Raw genomic sequence first — 18743 nt, 5'->3', positions numbered from 1 at the left:
ATGTTGGGGTATGGGCGGGAGGGCGAGGCTCCTGCCGAGCTGGTGATGGGTAGCGGGTTGGCATTGGGTGAAGTTCGGCGGGAGCCTCACGCTCCCGGGTCGTGGATGGAAATGTTGGGGTATGGGCGGGAGGGCGAGGCTCCTGCCGAGCTGGTGATGGGTAGCGGGTTGGCACTGGGTGAAGTTCGGCGGGAGCCTCACGCTCCCGGGTCGTGGGTGGATATGTTGGGGTATGAGCAGGAGGGCGAGGCTCCTGCCGAGCTGGGGTGGGTATCGGGTTGGTACTGGGTGGAGTTCGGCGGGAGCCTCACGCTCCCGGGTGGTGGGTGGAAATGGAGGGGATTCAGCGTGTGAACGATCGCTTGGGGACCGTGTCAGGAATCTCGACCCATTCGGGTAGTTGCTCTTCCGTCCATTGAGAAACCGTGGCCAACACATCACGGTCTCGGTCTGCCGCCTCTTGGTTTCCCAATTGTTCGTTTGCCTTCATCCGCAGAAACACGACCATCACTTCAGGCACACTCATGAATTTGTTTGAGCTCTTATTCGAATCTGCCATTTCGAGCACCCGCTTGTAATCCCCTTTGGCGTAGGCCAATCGAACATCCAAGGCGAACGCGACATCATGAACGGCAGAATAGGACGTCGGAAAACCTTGAGCTTGTGTGGCAATCTGATCGAGGGTTTGATCCGCCAAACCGTAATCCGAATTCGTGATCGCGATGTCGACGACCTCTACCATGCGAGTCGCCTTGGTGATCTGTGCAAAGGTGAACCACCAAAACGTCCACGGGATCATCATCAAGATGGTGAGCGTTAAGCCGACGAGGATATGTCGTTCGCCCGACAACCAATGCTTCTTTCGACGAACATCACGCCACGCGAGTACCGCCAAAACCATCGTCAACAGAAACACCGGTGGCCCCCATCCCGCGGTCGCCGCCCCGGCTCCCACGCAGGCGACTGCGTAACGACTGACGCGGCAGGGTAACGTCGGTGTGTTCGCTCGCTGTGCTTTGGCTCTTCGGCAACAACACCAATTTCCCGCTGCAATCAACGGCGGGCCGATCCCCAATGTCAACGCCGCAAATACATAGGAGGCGATTCCTTCGCTAATCAAATCGCTTTGGGTCAGATGCGGTATCGACAACATACTGAAGTAGCTTGCAGTCACTCCTATGACACCAACGAAAGTCAGAAACGCACCTGCTGGAATTGCAAGGCACTCCCACCGCCAACCTGGTACGTCAGTCACGCTTAGAAGTCGTAGATCGTTCCCTAGCTCTTGGGCAGTTTGATAACGATCCGCTGGGTTCTTTTGCAGACATCGCAAGATAACCTGTTCCAATGCGACCGGGATCGACTTGTCTATTTGCCGTGGTGGGATGGGCGAGTCTTCCTGTATACGGCGGAACAACTCTCGCGTCCTGCTTCGTCCCTCCTTTTCCGATGACTCAGGTATTGGAAAAGGGAACTGGCCAGTGCAGGTCTGATAGAGAATGACACCGATGCTCCACAAATCTGATCTCGCGTCGAGCTGTGATTCGTGAGGCTGTAGTTGCTCCGGAGACATGTACAACGGTGTGCCCGCCGTGTTGGCAAGCGAATTCGATGCGGTTGAGATTGCCAGTCCGAAATCCGTAATTCGCAAGCGATCGCGACCGATCAACACATTGGCGGGCTTGAGATCGCGATGCACAAACCCCAATCGGTGAGGCTCGACGAGTGCCCCGGCGATATCGCATCCGATCCGCGCGACCTCGCCGACACCCAGCGTCGCCATCCGAGAAGTCTCCGGCGGCAATTGATCGAGTTTGTTCTGCAGCGTTCCGCCGTCGACGTACTCCATCACCAAGAGAATGGTGCCGTCGCTATCCTCTAGGACGTCGTGTGTGGTGACGATCCCGGGATCTCGAAGCGCCGCTACGGCTCGCGCCTCGTTAAGGAAGTCGGTCACGTTACCGCGTTCTTGCAGCCACTCAATCCGCGGGACCTTGATCGCGACATCACGCAACAGTTTTTCGTCGTGGCACAAAAAGACATCGCCAAACGCGCCGCTTCCCAACAGTCGCACGACCCGGTACCGGCCCTGCGGACCGAGCGACGCGGGCGTCTCGTCACGCAGAACCGCTTTTCGAGGATGATCCGGTCTCGACGGCAGCATCGTCGCAAACTCATCCGTTTGAAATGCCGACTTGCTCGTCTGCGTTTCCGAAGCTGATGCGTTTGTTTCGCGATCTTGCAGTCTCGAAACCTCGGTCGCTATTTCCTGTGCGATCTCAGGATGATCGGCCTGAAGGCTTTCTAAGACTCCCACCTCACCACTCTGGGTCCGGCGCTGCCATTGACGAACAAGCTCTGCGATTTCAGGAGATGAACTCATCCCACCAATCTAACAACATCCAACCCCCTCTGCAGGCAGATTTATCGATTTGTGATGGCGGAGCGCTCTATGTTGAATTGGGTTAGCGAGTAGGTGCGTGGCGAGCACGGCACCCTACGGTTCACTGGGGTGCGTGACGAGCACAGCACCCTACGGTTTGATGGAGTGCGCAGGGTAGTGACCGCTCGCGCTGGAGCATGAACGGGAGGGCGAGGCTCCTGCCGAGCTGGTGATGGGCAGCGGCTTGGCACTGGGTGGGGTTCGGCGGGAGCCTCACGCTCCCGGGTGGTGGGAACCGTAGGGCTTGGCTAACTCGTGTGGATGCTGTGAGGTGGTAGAGCTCAACAACGTTGTTGGCGAACGCATCGGTACGATTGGTTCGCTAACACGCTATGCCGATTACGACGGTTAACAGCAGTGAAGCGATGTTAATGGATTGTCCAGATCTACTCGGCCGAATGGATACCAACACAAGGCGATATTCTTGGAAGGGGCCATTCCCGATGACGGGAAATTCCAGGATACGCTAACCAGGGGCAAAATATGTTTCGTTCATTGACTACGTGTGCGCTGATCGTTTGCGTGACGACCGCACAAGCGACACCTCCAATCCTAATCAACTCGTCCAATTCCTCTCTGACGCAAGAAGACGGGGGAATTGGCTCTGCAACCGTTACCGTGGGATCTGGTGAATTGATCACGGCGGTGAATGTCAGTACGGATTCTAGTTTTTTTCGTACACAGCTTTTAGCTGACGGCACAGATTGGCTTGAATACTGGGATGACGAGGAAGGCAATTTGCTGGATCATGGCGCCGGATCCTCGGTTGCGCCGGGCACCTATGAATTTACCTGGTGGGAGAGCGACCATGCCAACTTCACGATCGACTTCATCTTTGAACTCACTTCTTTGGAGGCGGGGCAATTACTCGGTAGCACGACGCAAACTCAATTCCAGAATCAGAACCACCAGTTCCAATCGTTGAGCAATCAAGTTCGAACGATGGCCGGTAGTTTCTCTTCGGGTAACAACGCGATGGGGCTCGTCTCGTTGACCCCACCGCCACGCACCGCCGATGGCGAGTATGCTCCGATCAGTCTGGTCAGTTATGAAGAACCCAGTGTCGAACAGGTCAGCTACCAAAGCGGCATCGGCAGCCTACGGGGTAGTCGCGGCCAACGAACTTCATCGCTAACGCAAAGTGGTTGGGGTGGTTGGATGCAAGGCTACGGCATCGGCGGTAGCGCTGATGGGCATCAAGGTGTGTCCGGGTTTGACTACGGTGGTGGCGGTACCCAGTTGGGTTTGTTCCGTCACATCGACGCTCACACGATGGTTGGATTCTTTGGCGCCTACGGTTACCAAAACGTCAGCACCGATGCCGGTTCAGAGGCCGACGTCAACAGCGGCATGCTGGGCCTGTTCCTGCACCGCAACGATCACGAGGGCAACTACTACACACTGGCTGGCAACGCGTCGTACGATGACTACGACACCTCACGTACCGGCGGCATCACGGGCAACTACGACGGCGTGCAAACAGGCACGTACCTGGAACGTGGACTGACACGCGAATGGGGCGGCCTGACGGTGCAGCCGAACGTGGCGTTGCAATACCTGTGGGTCCATCAAGACGACCATGTGGAATCCGGTGGCACGTCGATTGACGATGTCGACGCTCACTCGCTCCGTAGCATGGTGGGTGCCAATTTCTACGGCAACCGTCACGTCCACGGTCCACTGGGTTGGCGTTGGACGCCCAACTCGCGTGCGTCATGGATGCACGAGTACCTCGACCCGGCGACCAGCGTGACAGGTGTCCAAGGTGGCTCCAGTTTCGCGACCCAAGGTTTGGACCTGGGCCGGGACTGGGCACTACTCGGTGTCGGACTGCAAGGTGATCGCTACGCGGCACTCTCGCTGTACGCTAACTACGACTTGCAAGTCAACGACCGGCAACGATTCCATACCGGCAGTGGCGGCGTGGTCTGGACCCGGTAGTGGAGAGTTGATCACTCCGGATCCAAGCAGGAGCGTTGCAGGTGGTAGCGCCCAGTCCGCCAACAAAGTCGTGCACGCGGTGAGCGAAACGGGAGGGCGAGGCTCCTGCCGAGTTGGTGTGGGTAGCGGGTTGGCCCTGAGTGGAGTTCGGCGGGAGCCTCACGCTCCCAGGTGGTGGATGCGAATATTTGGGTTCGATGGGAGGGCGAGGCTCCTGCCGAGTTAGTGCGGGTAGCGGGTTGGCCCTGAATGGAGTTCGGCGGGAGCCTCACACTCCCGGGTCGTGGGTGAGAATATTTGGGTTCGGTGGGAGGGCGAGGCTCCTGCCGAGCTGGGGTGGGTAGCGGGTTGGCCCTGAGTGGAGTTCGGCGGGAGCCTCACACTCCCGGGTGGCGGGTGAGAATATTTGGGTTCGGTGGGAGGGCGAGGCTCCTGCCGAGTTGGTGGTGGGTAGCGGGCTGGCACTGGGTGGGGTTCGGCGGGAGCCTCACACTCCCGGGTGGTGGGTGGAAATATTTTGATTCGGTGGGAGGGCGAGGCTCCTGCCGAGCTAGTCGATCTTTTAGGCTACCGGCCCAGCAGGCTGCGGGTCGCTTGAGTGATGTCGGCTTGCCGCATCAAAGATTCGCCAACCAAGATCGCTTTGACTCCGCCAGCTTGAAGATGCTGGACGTCGGCATGGGTGCGGATTCCGCTTTCCCCGACGATCAGTCGATCGGCGGGGATGTCCTTGGCGACTTCAATCGTGTGATTCAAGTCAGTTTGGAAGGTTCGCAAGTCGCGATTGTTGACGCCGACTAGTTTGGTCTTGGTCGCTAGAACGGCGTCGAGGTTGGTGGGTTCAAAGAGTTCGATCAAGGTCTGCAGACCCAAATCGGAAGCTTGTTGGTCGAGCTGGACCAGTTCGGCTTCGCTCAGACATTCGGCAATCAATAGCACCGCATCGGCACCAGCGGCACGAGCTTGCAGCAATTGATATTCATCGACGATGAAATCTTTCCGCAAGATCGGTAGATCGACCGCGGCTCGGACGGCCCGCAAGTATTCAAGCGATCCTTGAAAGAAGGGTTCGTCCGTTAACACACTGATGCACGCGGCTCCGCCTTCTTCGTAGGCTTTGGCAATCGTCGCGGGATCGAAGTCTTCGCGAATCAATCCCGCTGAAGGGCTCGCTCGCTTCACTTCGGCGATCAGTCGGACTTGATCGGTAGCGGCCAACGATCCATGAAAATCACGACACGGGGGCATGTCCACGATCTGGGACCGCAATGACTCCGGCGCAGTTTCTTGCTTGTCTCGCGCGATGGTTTGGCGAGTTTTGACAAGGATATCATCGAGGATCGTCATGCCAGATTATTCTCGCGATGTCCGTTTAAGCTAAGCAGTGCGGGGGAAAGTCAAGCCGTGCAGGGGACTCGTAGCTTCGTCCACTACGAAGGCCCCCAAACCAAAAGTAGCCGAAACATTAGTGTTTGAAGTGACGGCGACCGGTGAAGACCATTGGGATTTCATATTCATCACAAGCGGCGATGACTTCGTCGTCACGACGAGACCCACCAGGCTGGATAATAGCGATGACACCGGCTTTCGCGGCCGCTTCGATTGAATCGGGGAACGGGAAGAACGCGTCGCTTGCCAAAATCGATCCATCAGCACGATCGCCGGCTTTGTCGATCGAGATTTCGACACTATCGACACGGCTCATTTGTCCGGCTCCCACACCAATCAACGCGGTGTCTTTAGCGAGCACGATGGCATTGCTCTTCACGTGCCGGACCATTTCCCAACCGAATGAGATGTCGTCCCATAGGTCGTCTTCGACCGACGTCTCGGTAACGGTTTTCCAATCCAACGATGAACTGGTCATGCGATCGGCGTCTTGAACAAGCATCCCGCCGCTGATGAAACGACGTGACAATTTCGCACCGAGTGTTTCGAGACGTCCCACCTGCATCAAGCGAACGTTGTCTTTCCACTTCGGTCGAGTCGTCAACAGACCCACCGCACCGGCTTCGAAGTCCGGAGCGACGATGGCTTCGATGAATAGACCGGGCTGGCACAGCAATTCGGCTGTAGCGACGTCGACGGTGCGGTTCATGCCGATCACCGAGCCGAAGGCGCTTAGCGGATCACCAGCCATCGCCTTTTCAACCGCATGAGCGAGGGTATCGTCGGTCGCAGCACCACAGGGGTTGTTGTGCTTCATGACCGAGGCGGCCGGTTCGGCGAAACCGCGTACGATTTCCAAAGCGGCGTCGAGGTCGAGCAGGTTGTTGTACGACAGTTCCTTGCCGCTGATTTGACGAGCCGAAACCAGGTTGGCAGCTCGTTCGGTCGGGTCGCTGTACAAAGCGGCTCGTTGATGCGGGTTTTCGCCGTAGCGAAGTTGCGTTTTGCGTCGCAGCGACACGTTCATCGTGGCGGGGAATTCACCGCTAACGTGATCGCCTTGCAAGTAATCGGCGATGCTGCGGTCGTAGGTTGCGGTGTGCTCGAAAGCTTCCGAAGCGAGCCGGCGACGAAGATCGCTGTCGGTGCCGCCCATGGTGTCGAGTTGCTCGACAATTTCGCTGTACTGTTCCGGGCTGGTTGCGATCACGACATCGTTTTGGTTCTTGGCCGCAGCCCGAACCAGGCTAGGTCCGCCGATGTCGATCTGTTCAATACATTCTTCGCGAGTCGACCCTGGACGGGCGGCGGTAGCGGCGAAGGGATACAGATTGACGACGACCAAATCGAAAGGCTCGATATCGTGCTCGTCCAACTTGGCGAGATGGTCGTCATCGTCCCGGCGAGCCAAGATGCCGGCGAAGATGCGAGGATGGAGCGTTTTTACACGTCCATCGAGCATTTCAGGAAAGCCGGTGTAGTCGGCGACGTCTTCGACATCGATGCCCGACTTTTCCAGGTGAGCACGGGTTCCACCGGTGCTGTAGATCGTCACCCCGGCGGCGCGAAGACCGGCAGCGAGGTCCGTCAGACCCATCTTGTCACTGACGCTGATTAACGCATTTCGAACTGGAACCACGTCGGACACGAGCATTCACTTTTGCAAAAGAAAAAAGGCGGTTTTTTGCCAGCCCGTATATTCCTTGCGATGGCGATGATGGTCAAGGATGGCGAACCGGTATCCCAGCCGCTTTCATCCGTTGTTTGGTTTCAGTGATGGTGAATGTGCCGAAATGGAAAATACTGGCAGCCAACGCTGCATCCGCTTTGCCGTCTCGAATTGCCGCGACCAGGTGGTCAGGGTGCCCCGCACCACCACTGGCGACCACTGGGATCGATACCGCTTCGCTGACCGCCCGCGTGATCGGGATATCGTAGCCGTCTTTGGTCCCGTCGGCGTCCATGCTGGTTAGTACGATCTCGCCAGCACCAAGCTTTTCCACTTCTTGAGCCCACTCGACGGCCTGCAGCCCGGTGGGTTTCCGGCCGCCGTTGATGTGGACTTCCCAGAACTCTTTTCCGTCTTTCTGGATCCGCTTAGGGTCAATGTTGACGACGATGCACTGACTGCCGAATCGGTCGGCGGCGCGGCGGACGAAGTCGGGATCAGTGACGGCCGATGAATTGATGGAAACTTTGTCGCACCCCGCCGAAAGCAGGGCTCGGACGTCTTCGATCGAGCGAACGCCACCACCCACGGTCAGGGGCATGAAGACTTGTTCGGCCGTGCGGCTGACCACGTCTAAGAGAATGTTGCGTTCTTCATGGCTGGCTGTGATGTCCAAGAAGACCAGTTCGTCAGCTCCTTCGGCCTCATACCGCTGCGCAACCTGAACCGGATCACCGGCGTCGACCAGGTTGACGAAGTTGGTGCCTTTGACGACACGCCCACCGTGTACGTCCAAACAGGGAATGATGCGAGCGGCGAGCATGAAAACGTCAGCGATTGAGTTGATTGGTGTGTGCCAGATGCCTGTGTTGAACGCCAGGGTAACTCAATCGACGCGGATTCGGTATTGAGGGGTTTGGTTTCGGGTTGGAGCGAAAGGGTGTGCTGAGCAGGCCAAAGCCTGGACTCCAGCGTTATTTCGACTGGATCTTGAATCGGATGTCCTTGATCTTGGCCTGAGGATGATCCTTTAGCAGCCGTTTAATGATCTGCCGTTTCTGGAACGTCAGCTCCTGCATCGCCACGCTATCGGGCGCAAATATCTGCAATACGCCTCGGTTGAGCTTGCCGATTTGAAGAGAAGTGGCCAATTGGGGACCAACGCAGGCGACGACCGAGGCCGTCATGGCGTGTTCGGCGGCGACGGAAGCGTAACCGCGACGGCTCATCAGTTGAGAAACAACCGTGCCGATTTTGCGAGGCCCTTTGCCACGCTCATCCGCCTCGGCGTTTGTTTTAGATGCTTTCTTGAGCATCGGTTGGATTCGTTTCATCCGACATTGCCATGCTGAACGGACGATCGCCCGAGTGTATCAATGCATTACGAAGCCGATTAGCGATCGCGGGCCATCGGCATGATGACATAAGCGTAACCGTCATCGGTCGTCAAAAGGGCCGGCGATTTGGACGATTCGATTTCCATGACGAAAGTTGACTCGCCATCCATCACTTTGCAGAAATCCGCCAAATAGCGGTGGTCCATCGTCAACGTGATCGGTTCACCGTCGTAAGAAATCGGCAGTTCGATTTGCGATTCGCCCAAATCCGCCGTCGAAGCTTCCAATTTCAGTGTTCCATCGGCGAAAGTGAAATCAACACCTCGGCTATCGATGTCCGTCACAATCGCAGCCTGACGCAGGGCGGCAAAGAGTGGCCCGACCGTGACATCCAACTGGACCGCATTTTCGCGATTGGGCAACACTTGCCGCCAGTTCGGATAACGGCCTTCGACCAGCCGACTGGAGATCACCGCTTGGGGGGTGCGGATCATCAGGTCGTTTCCGCGAGAGGCGACATCGACGGTATCGTCCTTGTCATTCAACGCTTTGGAGATCAGAGCGATCGCTCGGGTGGGAACGATCGTGGTCATGCCGTTGGTTTGGTGATCACCCACGACGTCACCCTTGCCTTCCATTCGAGCGAGTCGTCGACCGTCGGTTCCGACCGCGATTACCGACTGCCCTTCCATCTCCAGCAATACCCCCCCGAGTGCGTAACGACTGGATTCCGAATCGGTCGCGAAGGCGGTTCGGCGAAGCATCTCACCAAATAGGCGAGTGCTGATCTGATGATACTTTTGTTCATCAAACTCATGGACGGTTGGGAACTCATCCGGGTTGGCGCCGGGCAACCGAAACTTGCTGCGACTGCCGGCGATCCGGATACCCGCTTCGTCGGTCTCGATGGTGAGTTTCTCATCGTTGCTTTCACGAAGGATCAACCCCGTTCGCTGAACCGGCAACAGAGCCGCGCCCTCAGTCTCGATCTCGATGCCTTCGGTCACATCGAGCCGGATCCCCACTTCTTGGTCAGTCGCCGACAGGGTCAGCTTGTTACCGGCGGCGGTCACTTTGACGTTCTGCAAAATCTCCTTCGGCGATCGACTTGGCGCGATGCTGGCGGCCAGGGCGAAAGCGTTGGCGAGCGTGTCTCGTTGGCAGGTGATTTTCATGAGAGCGATTTCGAGAATGAAATTTCGTTAGTCAGCGATCGAGGGTTTGTCCGGCATGAACCTTCTCGCTGCGGTGCCCGGCGAATCGGTCCTTCGAGCGGAGGAATGTTTTACCGCTCTGGCGCCTCGAACGCATCCCCAGCGTGGTGACGATCAATCGATTCTCAAATCACCTTTGCTAGCAACGGATCTGACTCTCAGGTGCTTTGCCATCAAAGTAGTTAATCTTTTTAATCGTCGTCGTCGTATTGTCTCGCCTGAAAGTGTCCCAAAACACCTTCTTACGGCGTCTAAATCGCGTAAATCCCGGTGTTTCAACGTACTGAACGACTGTGGATAAACTGTCGATCCAATGTCTGGATCCTGTCTAGGTTTGTCTGGATCCAGGACACCTTCAGACAGTGGCTGGGAGCCGCTTGTGAAAACCTCGACAGATCTAGACAATAGTCAGACACTGAATTGACAGGTATTCCACATAAAGATGGGAGTGTTGGGCAATTTGTCAGCCCCGAAAACGGAGGCGAAAATGATCCAAAAAAACTTAGAAAAGCACGCTCTGGCGCTCGTCTGGACCACTGTTTCAAACTCGGCAGCAGCCAATCTTCTGGCCGGTGAGTTGATCGATAGCGGGCTGGCGGCGTGTGTTCAGGTCGATGGCCCGATCAGTAGCCACTACCGTTGGAAGGGCAAAATCGAGGTCGAAACGGAGTACCGTTTGCTGATCAAAACACGCTCAGAATTGACCGATGCGGTACTCGATTGGCTAGCCAAAAACCATCCTTACGATGAACCTGAATTGCTGGTCACACCGGTGACGAATTCGTCCGAAGGTTACGCCCAGTGGGTCAGAACGCAAACACGCGACGACTCACCGGATTGACTCCACCGGGGGGTTAGTTTTGTCGATTTTGGGCTCGGAAACACGTTGAGTCGCTGAGTTTCACGGTGGAAATTGGGCTCAAAATAGGATGGAAATTGCTTCGATTCGAGATCGTTGGGAAGTCAAAAATTAGGTGAATCGAGTAGAAATAGATTTCCAGAAGGCGGTTTTAGATTAGCTCGATAGAGTGGCTTCTTGGGTTCTGCATCGATGCTGTAGTGCGGTCTGAATCGTCTTTGGGACCATGAATCCAACGTCGAGAAAGCCAAAACCAGATCCCCCCGAGTGGTGGTTGTGGTGCGGCGAATCCGGAATGCAACCGGCTGTTTGGCCCCGTTCGCCTGGAGCAATCAGCAGATAGAGATGCGGTGCGAAGCGGGTTCGTAGAAGGCCTGTCAGGGCAGGATGGTGGGAGCAGAGCCAACCCGATCTGTCAAAATGGGCTATCTGACTTTGGGGCTACTTTGGAGGTGTCGGCGAGAACGCCTGCGATTGAAAAGCCGGTTTGGCTGTTTCTGACTCGCAAAGGACGTTGCGGTATTTGGTCGAGGCGGCCTAATCTAATGGGATGAACGTTTACCAAAAATCTGCCGCCAGTTATCCCTCGCGGCCTCGTGTCGAAACCATCGGTCCGCTTCGCTGTATTGTCGTCGACGGATCGGCGGAACCTCGTATCCCGGTCATTCTGTGTCACGGGTACGGTGCACCCGGCGACGACTTAGCGTCGTTGACGCCCCATTTGATCGAGTGGATTGGTCGCGATTGCTCGGCACTTCGCTTCATCTATCCGGAAGCTCCACACAGTTTGGAAGAATTGGGGATGCCCGATGGGCGAGCGTGGTGGCCCCTGAACATGGCTTCGATGCAGGAATTGCTGCAAACGAACCAATTTTCGCAACTTCACGACGCGGAACCGCCCGAAATTGATGCTGCTCGGGATGCCTTGGCTCAAACCGTCAACGCGGTGCTGGCCGGCATGCCTGGATCACCGGCTCCGGAATCGATCCCCTATTGCTTAGGCGGGTTTTCGCAGGGGGCCATGTTGACGATGGATTTGGCACTGCGGGGAGCCGTTCCGGCGCCCAAGACGCTGGTGCAGTTTTCGGGCACGCTAATTTGCCAAACCAAGTGGCAGGCGGCTTTGGGTCGTTTGTCGGATACCAAGGTTTTGCAGTCGCATGGCCGTGTTGACCCCATTTTGCCGTTCAGCAGTGCCGAGGCGCTGCGGGATTTGTTACGGGGTGGTGATGTGGATGTCGATTTTGTCGCTTTCCAAGGTCCGCACACGATCGAAACGGATGCATTGTTTCGCGTGGTGGAAAGATTGCGAATTCAGGCCGCTGCGACCGCATGAGCTTTTTGAATGCGACGCTGTTGGCGGGGATGTTGGCGGCGGCGGTGCCCGTGGTGTTGCATTTGCTCGCCCGACAACAGCCCCGGCACGTCGTGTTTCCAGGTGTCGCGTTCTTGAAAACACGCGTTACGGCTCAAAAGAGCCGGATGCGGATTCGCCGTTGGTGGTTGCTCGCGTTGCGGGTGCTGGCCGTGATCGCATTTGCGTTGGTTTTGGCTCGACCGCACATTCATGCGTCAATGTCGACAGCGTGGACGACAATCGGATTGATCGGGCTGGCCGGAATCGGATTGCTAGCAATGGCATCGGTCGCGTTTTCCAAAAACGGTTCCCGATGGTTGCCTTGGTCTTTGTTGGTGGCGTCGATCGTGGCGTGTTTGGTCGCCGGTTTGGGAGCGATCACCAGCTTGGCAGGTTCAACGGCACCCACTCTTTCCGAAAATCAGCCGGTGGCGCTGGCCATTGTGATCGACAATTCACCTGGGCTGTCTTGGCGAACGGATCGCAATGCCAGCAATGCGGAGACGCAGGCTTCGTCGACAGACGAATCATCGCGGTTGGGTGTGGCGATTCGCCGAGCCAACAAACTGGTCAATCGACTGGCCTCCGGTAGTCGTTTGGCAGTAATCGATCGGTCCGCTTCCCCGGTCGGCTTTTCGCTAGATATGGCCGCGGCTCGGACTCGGTTGTCTCGCTTGGTGCCGCTCGCGTCGCCGGCCCCGATAGCGGACCGCATCGAAGCGGCGATTGAACTGGTGCGAACGAGCGATTTGCCCGATCGGCATGTGGTCGTGATCACGGATCTGGCCGAACCGACTTGGGATGTGGACGTGCCGATTGAATCCGCATCGTCACGATTCAACGAGCAGCGTCGTGATGGAGTCGGGCTTTCGATCTTAAGTTTACGACCAACATTAGATTCGCGAACGGGTGTCAGTGTCGGCAAACTTTCCGACGATGGGGCTGGTAAGCGACCGTCGGAATTTAATCGCTATCTTTCCTTGCCTCGTTTGGTCGACAGTGCACCGGCGCCGGGCGTGGCGATACCGATTGTGGTGGATGTAGGAACGGTGGCTACTAGGCAGGAAATGCTCAGTCAGCAGGATGACCTATCACAGTCGAGTGAAACCACGGCGACGGTAGAGCTTAGTTTGTATGAAAAGGATTCGGTGCTTCCTGTGGTGCGCGACGGTGAGGTCGTGATCCCTACCCGACGGACCGTGGATCGGGCTTCGGTTTCGATTCAAGCGGGGCAGTCAACCGAGGTCGTGTTGACGCTTCCTCCGTTGCCGCGAGGTGATTACCACGCGGTGATCGAATTGGTCGGTGAAGATCAATTTCAGTGGGACAATCAACGTTACCTAACGGTCGATTTGCCGGAGCCACCGAACGTCTTATTGGTCGGCGATTCTCGAGAAGAAACGGATGTCATCGCCGCAGCGATGACCGCGCCGCACGACGTCAGTGACCCGGCGGCTTCCTATCGAATCGACCGGGTCACTTATCAAGACTTAACGGCGGTGGATTGGCGGCCGTTTGATTTGGTGATGATGATCGATCCACCGGTTCTCTATAACGCTGATCAATATCAATGGACCGGATCCAGCAACGGATTTAGCTCTAGTATGCTGGAACAAGTGCGGGCATTGGTAGCTCGCGGGGGCGGATTGTGGATCGGTTTGGGGCCCAACAGCGAGGTTTTGCCTCGTTCGGGTAACAGCACCGGTTTGGGACCTGCCGCGGGAACGTCACGGCCGCTGGCTTTGGTGCCGCCATTGGTAAGGGTTTGGCGGGTTCCGAATCCGGGAACTTTCCTACAAATCGTGAACTCTTCGCATCCGATTTTTGAACCTCTGCAACGACCTTCCACGGCGCCAAACTGGAGTGATTTTCGGATTCGTCGATATTGGCAAATCGAAAAAGCGCAAACCCAATTGGGTTCACAAACTCAACCCAATGGTTGGAGAACGCTGGCCCGCTTTGCTGATCGCGAGTCCGCCCAATCGCATGCGGCAGTTTTGGTAAGTGAACTTCAGCAAGGTCGAATCGCGGTAACGACCACACCGTTGCCTGCGTTGAGTTCATCGACGCGAAGCTGGAATGACTTGTTTGGCGGTTCCGATGCGTGGCCCGCATTCATGACGACGCGTTCGATTGCGGCTTGGTTGGCCGGCCGACAACAATCCGCTAGCACGTTGATGGTGGGCCAGACCGCCTTGATTGGATTGTCGGAACAGGTGACATCGGCGATAGCCTCGTCAGCCCAGACGACGAAACTGAAGGCAGGTGCGGGCTCCAAGAATGACCCCGAAGCTGCAGTGACTTGGAAGCTGTACCCACCAGGTCAAATGCCAGTCGATGTGCGGATCAGTTCAGGGGCTGGATCGGAATCCCGGCAAAGTGCAGGTTCTGGTTCGGACAGCCAGCCCTCGCTGATTGTGAACGATACCGCGACCCCAGGCACCTACTTCCTGCGTAACTTTGGTTTGACGGACGACGTACCTGATTTGCAGGCTGGGCTTCCGTCGGGTTTTTCTGCCAATTTGGCGATCGATTGGTCACGTGACGCTGTCGTGGATGCGGACGTGTTGACGAAGTGGTTTGGCGAAACCGAAGACGGCGAATCTTTTCGTGTCGTTGATAATGTCGAGGCTCTTTCGTTGGCAACTGGAGGCGGCGCATCGGCGGTTTCGATGCACGGTCCGTTGATGTTGTTGGCGGTGATGTTGTTCCTTGCCGAGCAACTATTGAGCAATCGTTTTTATGGTAACCGCGACACCAATCCATCCGCTTCACCCGCGTTTGCGAAGGCGACTTGATGCGGTTTAGCGTTGATCCTATCTACGATTCGGCATCCGTCAGCACGTTTTTGGCGTTGCTGGTGATTGGCTTGTTGATCGCGGTGACGCCCGCGACAGCGATCCCGGGACGTCGTCGGATTCTGTTGCTGCTGCGGTGTATCGCGGCAGTCATGATTTTGTTGGTGATGTTGCGACCAGGTTTTGTTCGCACGGATAATCGACCGGCGGCGGCCACGCTCGCGATTGCGGTCGACACGTCACGAAGCATGACCTTGGCTTCCGGTGATCTGAATACCGGTGGTTCCGGTGTGGCCAAAACGAGATGGGAACAAGAACAACAGGTGCTCAATCAGGTTGCCGAGCAAATATCGCAGCTCGACGACAGTTTGAATGTCACGCTTTATCAGTACGATCAGTCGGCCCGTACGGTGGGGTCAGTACCGGCCAATGGGATCAATGAGTTGGTTAACCGGTCGTTCCAAGTCGCACCCGAGGGCAATTTGACAGACTTGTCGGCTCCACTTCGAGCGGCGATGAGTGCATCAACGACCAGCCCGCTGGCTGGTGTCGCGTTGATTGGCGACGGGACGCAAACGGCGGTGTCGGACGATGACCTAGAGGGTGGTCAAACGCAGCCCGATCCGATCGGGAGTGCCAAGTTGCTCGGCGCGATGGGCGTACCGCTATGGACGGTGGCAATCGGTCCTGCCAACGAAGGCGTTCGACTGAAAGATGTCGCCGTTTCGGCGCTACCGGAAACCTATCGTATGTTTACCGGAAACGAGACCGAGATTGCCTTTGAGGTTCAATCTCAAGGCTTGGCGGGAAGCACGCTGCCATTATCGGTCGTGTGGGTATCAGCGGAAGGTAAACGGATTCCCGCGGCGACGCGATCGTTAGTCGCAGCATCGAATGACGAATCGCAATCTGTTCGATTACCATTGATTGCACCTGAGCCGGGGCGATACCGCTTGGTGGTCGAAGTGGAGTCCCGGCCGGGTGAGGTCGACGATACCAATAACCGCCAACTCGCCTTTGTGGATGTGCGTTCGGGTGGTGGCCAGGTTTTGTATGTTGAAGGCACGCCGCGACTGGAGCAAACGTTTTTGCGACGGGCACTTCGCCGCTTTCCTGACTTGGAACTTTCGTATCGGTGGATCCCGCGAGATACGGTTGCCCGCTGGCCGATTGATCTGGCCGATGACCTGCAGTCGGGTCGCTATGATGTCGTGATTTTGGGTGATTTACATTCGGCTGCACTGGGGAAGAAACAGCTCACCGAGTTGGCTGAATCGGTAGCCAGCGGCACTGCGTTAGTGACCCTTGGTGGCGAGCATGCGTACGGCCCGGGTGGTTATGCGGATTCGCCATTGGCCGGTGTGATGCCAATTCGGATGGATGGTTCCACAGTACAATCGCCTGGTGGAGTTCCAGCGTCAGATGCTTCGCGACGTTCGTTGCCGGGACAGTTCAGTGAACCGGTGTCGCTTCGGGTGGCAATGCCTCATCCGATCACTAACATTTCGATCGATCGAACAGATTGGTCAACGGTCGCCCCAATGCCGGGTGCCAACCGATGGGCGGGAATCCGAACCGCTCCCGGCGTGCAGGTCTTGCTAGAAGGGCAGGGCGAGCAGCCGATGATGGTGGTTGGTGAATACGGCAAAGGACGCGTCGCTTCGATCGCGTTTGATTCCACTTGGACGTGGTGGCGAAGTGGTGATAGCGAGTTTCATCGTCGGTTTTGGCGGCAATTGATGTTGTGGGTGCTGTCGCGGGAGGAAGCCGATGAAACGGAGATCGAAATCGAGATGACGCATCGTCGGTTCTTGGCGTCGGGCGGCAGTGATTTTGAGGCGACGCTCAATCAATTCGGGCAGTCTGGTGATGATCCGCAACCTACCAATGTCAACGGATTGAAGGCGACCGTGATTCTCGAATCGGGCGAGAAGATCCCGGTCGCGGCAGAGCAATCGCGGCGGGGCGAATTGTCGCGTCAGGTATTGCAGATGAAGGGGGCGATCCCAGTTGATGTTCCGCCGGGTATCCACACGTTGCGAATTCAGACGACCGGCGGATCCGGTCAAATATCCAACGAATTGCCGTTCCAAGTGATTGATGACACGCGTGAATTGACGGCGGGGGTTGCCGACCATTCATTGTTATCAAGGTTAGCTGCCGCTACAGCGGATTCCGGTGGCGAGTCATTCCGGGTGGATCAGGTTGATGAATTGATCGCACAGATCCTGACGCAACGTCGTCGGGCGGAAAGTGTTGTCATTGAAAAGTTGCGATTGGGCGATGACCCCATTAGTGCGTGGATTCTGTTTGTGTTGTTTGCCGGCAGTTTGTCCACCGAATGGTTTCTTCGCCGAAAGTGGGGGCTGGCTTAATCGCCTTGCCGCCAGTTTGATGAGATGGATCTTGGTTGTTGCACGATGTTCTTTGGGATCGAAATGAAAACGTTCACGAATACTTTGACATTCGATATTCAGCCACGAACTCGCCTGATTTGTGGGCCGGGTTCCTCGGCTGACGTGGCGTCGTATGTGAAGTCGCTGGTGTCGATCGGAACACGTCCGGCACGGGTGATGGTTGTCAGTGATGAAGGCATCGTTCAAGCCGGACACTTCGGCCGGGTCGCCGATCAGTTGCGAGAGGCTGGCTTACAAGTCGGCTCCTTTCACGATTTTGGCGAGAACCCGACCTCGGCGATGGTTGACCGGGCGGTCCAGGCCGCAGCGGAATTTCAGCCCGATGTGTTGATTGGTTTGGGCGGCGGTAGCAGTCTAGATTGCTGCAAAGGGATGAACTTTGTGTACAGCGGCGGCGGCAGGATCCATGACTATCATGGAGTTGGTAAAGCGACCGCTGATATGCTTCCAATGATCGCGATTCCCACGACATCCGGGACGGGCAGCGAGACGCAGAGTTTCGCATTGATTAGTGATGATCAGACGCACATCAAGATGGCGTGTGGCGATCCCAAGGCAGCCTGCAAAATTGCGGTATTGGATCCGGAATTAACACTGACTCAGCCGGCTCGGATTACGGCTTTGACAGGGATCGATGCACTTTCGCATGCGATCGAAACCTATGTGACGCGCCGCCGAAATCCGATGTCGACGATGTACAGTCGTCAAGCGTTTGGCTTGCTCGCTCGGTCGTTCGAAAAGGTCATCGCTGACGGGAGTGACGTCGACGCGCGTTGTGACATGCAATTGGGTGCGTCGTTGGCGGGAATGGCCATTGAAACGTCGATGTTAGGCGCGGTGCATGCAACGGCGAATCCGTTGACCGCCCGTCACGATATCGTTCATGGTCAAGCGGTCGGCTTAATGTTGCCGGCTGTGGTGCGGTTCAACGGCACCGAGCACGCAGATTGGTACGCGGAACTGATGCGGGAAATCGAGCCCGAAATTCAAGTCAAAGACGCACCGGACCGATTGGCGGAACTCGTCGAGCACTGGATGCGGTTGGCCGGCTTGGCGACGACTTTGGATGAGCTATCGGTTCCATCATCGGATATCGGCATGTTCGTCGACGATGCTTTGGAACAGTGGACGGGGACGTTCAATCCAATCGCCTTGGATGAAGATTCCGTTCGGATGCTGTACCGCGAGGTTGCCTGACGCTACTGGATAGAGAAGGTGCGTTGAGCAAGCTTGATCACTGTGTCGATTGAACGCTGTGTCGCTCAGTCATTGCGTCGCTCAGTCATTGCGTCATCGTGCTTTGCGTCGTTGTAGTCCGA

At 56.7% G+C, this 18743-nt stretch carries 13 protein-coding genes; 7 read left to right on the top strand and 6 right to left on the bottom strand.

The features are described from left to right. Entirely contained in the window at positions 1-354 is a 354-nt protein-coding gene (locus tag ACR3ZL_RS01175) for a hypothetical protein (RefSeq protein ID WP_473649713.1), read from the top strand. Here ACR3ZL_RS01175 and ACR3ZL_RS01170 read toward each other — a convergent pair. Beyond that, a complete protein-coding gene (locus ACR3ZL_RS01170; protein ID WP_486173151.1) occupies positions 344-2383 on the bottom strand; it encodes a serine/threonine-protein kinase in 2040 nt (679 codons plus the stop codon). The genes ACR3ZL_RS01175 and ACR3ZL_RS01170 overlap by 11 nt on opposite strands. Positions 2384-2926: 543 nt before the next feature. Here ACR3ZL_RS01170 and ACR3ZL_RS01165 point away from each other — a divergent pair. Then, complete coding sequence (locus ACR3ZL_RS01165) at positions 2927-4384, top strand: autotransporter outer membrane beta-barrel domain-containing protein (RefSeq protein ID WP_486173150.1); 1458 nt, start codon at positions 2927-2929, stop codon at positions 4382-4384. Positions 4385-4951: 567 nt separating this feature from the next. Here the strand turns inward: ACR3ZL_RS01165 and trpC are convergent. From trpC to dnaN, 5 genes are all read right to left on the bottom strand, one after another. Next, positions 4952-5731, bottom strand: a complete 780-nt coding sequence (gene trpC, locus ACR3ZL_RS01160) for an indole-3-glycerol phosphate synthase TrpC (RefSeq protein ID WP_473649716.1) — start codon at positions 5729-5731, stop codon at positions 4952-4954. A gap of 118 nt (positions 5732-5849) precedes the next feature. Next, entirely contained in the window at positions 5850-7427 is a 1578-nt protein-coding gene (purH, locus tag ACR3ZL_RS01155) for a bifunctional phosphoribosylaminoimidazolecarboxamide formyltransferase/IMP cyclohydrolase (protein WP_486173149.1), read from the bottom strand. Positions 7428-7494: 67 nt separating this feature from the next. Further along, positions 7495-8265, bottom strand: a complete 771-nt coding sequence (gene hisF, locus ACR3ZL_RS01150; protein WP_473649718.1) for an imidazole glycerol phosphate synthase subunit HisF — start codon at positions 8263-8265, stop codon at positions 7495-7497. Between the two features lie 151 nt (positions 8266-8416). Next, a complete protein-coding gene (locus ACR3ZL_RS01145; protein WP_486173148.1) occupies positions 8417-8776 on the bottom strand; it encodes a DciA family protein in 360 nt (119 codons plus the stop codon). A 59-nt stretch (positions 8777-8835) separates the two neighbouring features. Further along, positions 8836-9954: a DNA polymerase III subunit beta gene (dnaN, locus tag ACR3ZL_RS01140; protein ID WP_473649720.1), complete on the bottom strand. Its 1119-nt coding sequence runs from the start codon at positions 9952-9954 to the stop codon at positions 8836-8838. Positions 9955-10480: 526 nt separating this feature from the next. Between dnaN and cutA the strand changes: the two genes are divergently transcribed. The 5 genes from cutA to ACR3ZL_RS01115 all read left to right on the top strand — a co-directional run bounded on the left by cutA (position 10481) and on the right by ACR3ZL_RS01115 (position 18621). After that, entirely contained in the window at positions 10481-10834 is a 354-nt protein-coding gene (gene cutA, locus ACR3ZL_RS01135) for a divalent-cation tolerance protein CutA (protein ID WP_473649721.1), read from the top strand. A 568-nt stretch (positions 10835-11402) separates the two neighbouring features. Then, positions 11403-12188, top strand: a complete 786-nt coding sequence (locus tag ACR3ZL_RS01130; RefSeq protein ID WP_473649722.1) for an alpha/beta hydrolase — start codon at positions 11403-11405, stop codon at positions 12186-12188. Beyond that, on the top strand, positions 12185-15007 hold the full coding sequence (locus ACR3ZL_RS01125; RefSeq protein ID WP_486173147.1) for a BatA domain-containing protein: 2823 nt from the start codon (positions 12185-12187) through the stop codon (positions 15005-15007). Before ACR3ZL_RS01130 ends, ACR3ZL_RS01125 begins: the two co-directional genes overlap by 4 nt. Next, positions 15007-17382 (top strand): hypothetical protein, encoded by a 2376-nt coding sequence (locus tag ACR3ZL_RS01120; RefSeq protein WP_473649724.1) that lies wholly within the window; start codon positions 15007-15009, stop codon positions 17380-17382. The genes ACR3ZL_RS01125 and ACR3ZL_RS01120 overlap by 1 nt, the downstream gene beginning before the upstream one ends. 63 nt (positions 17383-17445) lie before the next feature. Then, the gene (locus ACR3ZL_RS01115; RefSeq protein ID WP_486173146.1) at positions 17446-18621 is read left to right on the top strand and encodes an iron-containing alcohol dehydrogenase; all 1176 of its coding nucleotides are present in this window, start codon (positions 17446-17448) and stop codon (positions 18619-18621) included. Positions 18622-18743 lie beyond the last annotated feature (122 nt).

The organism is Rhodopirellula sp. J20-39 (assembly GCF_057365095.1).
Note: the sequence above shows the minus strand (reverse complement) of the source record. Positions and strands in the feature narration are given on the sequence as shown.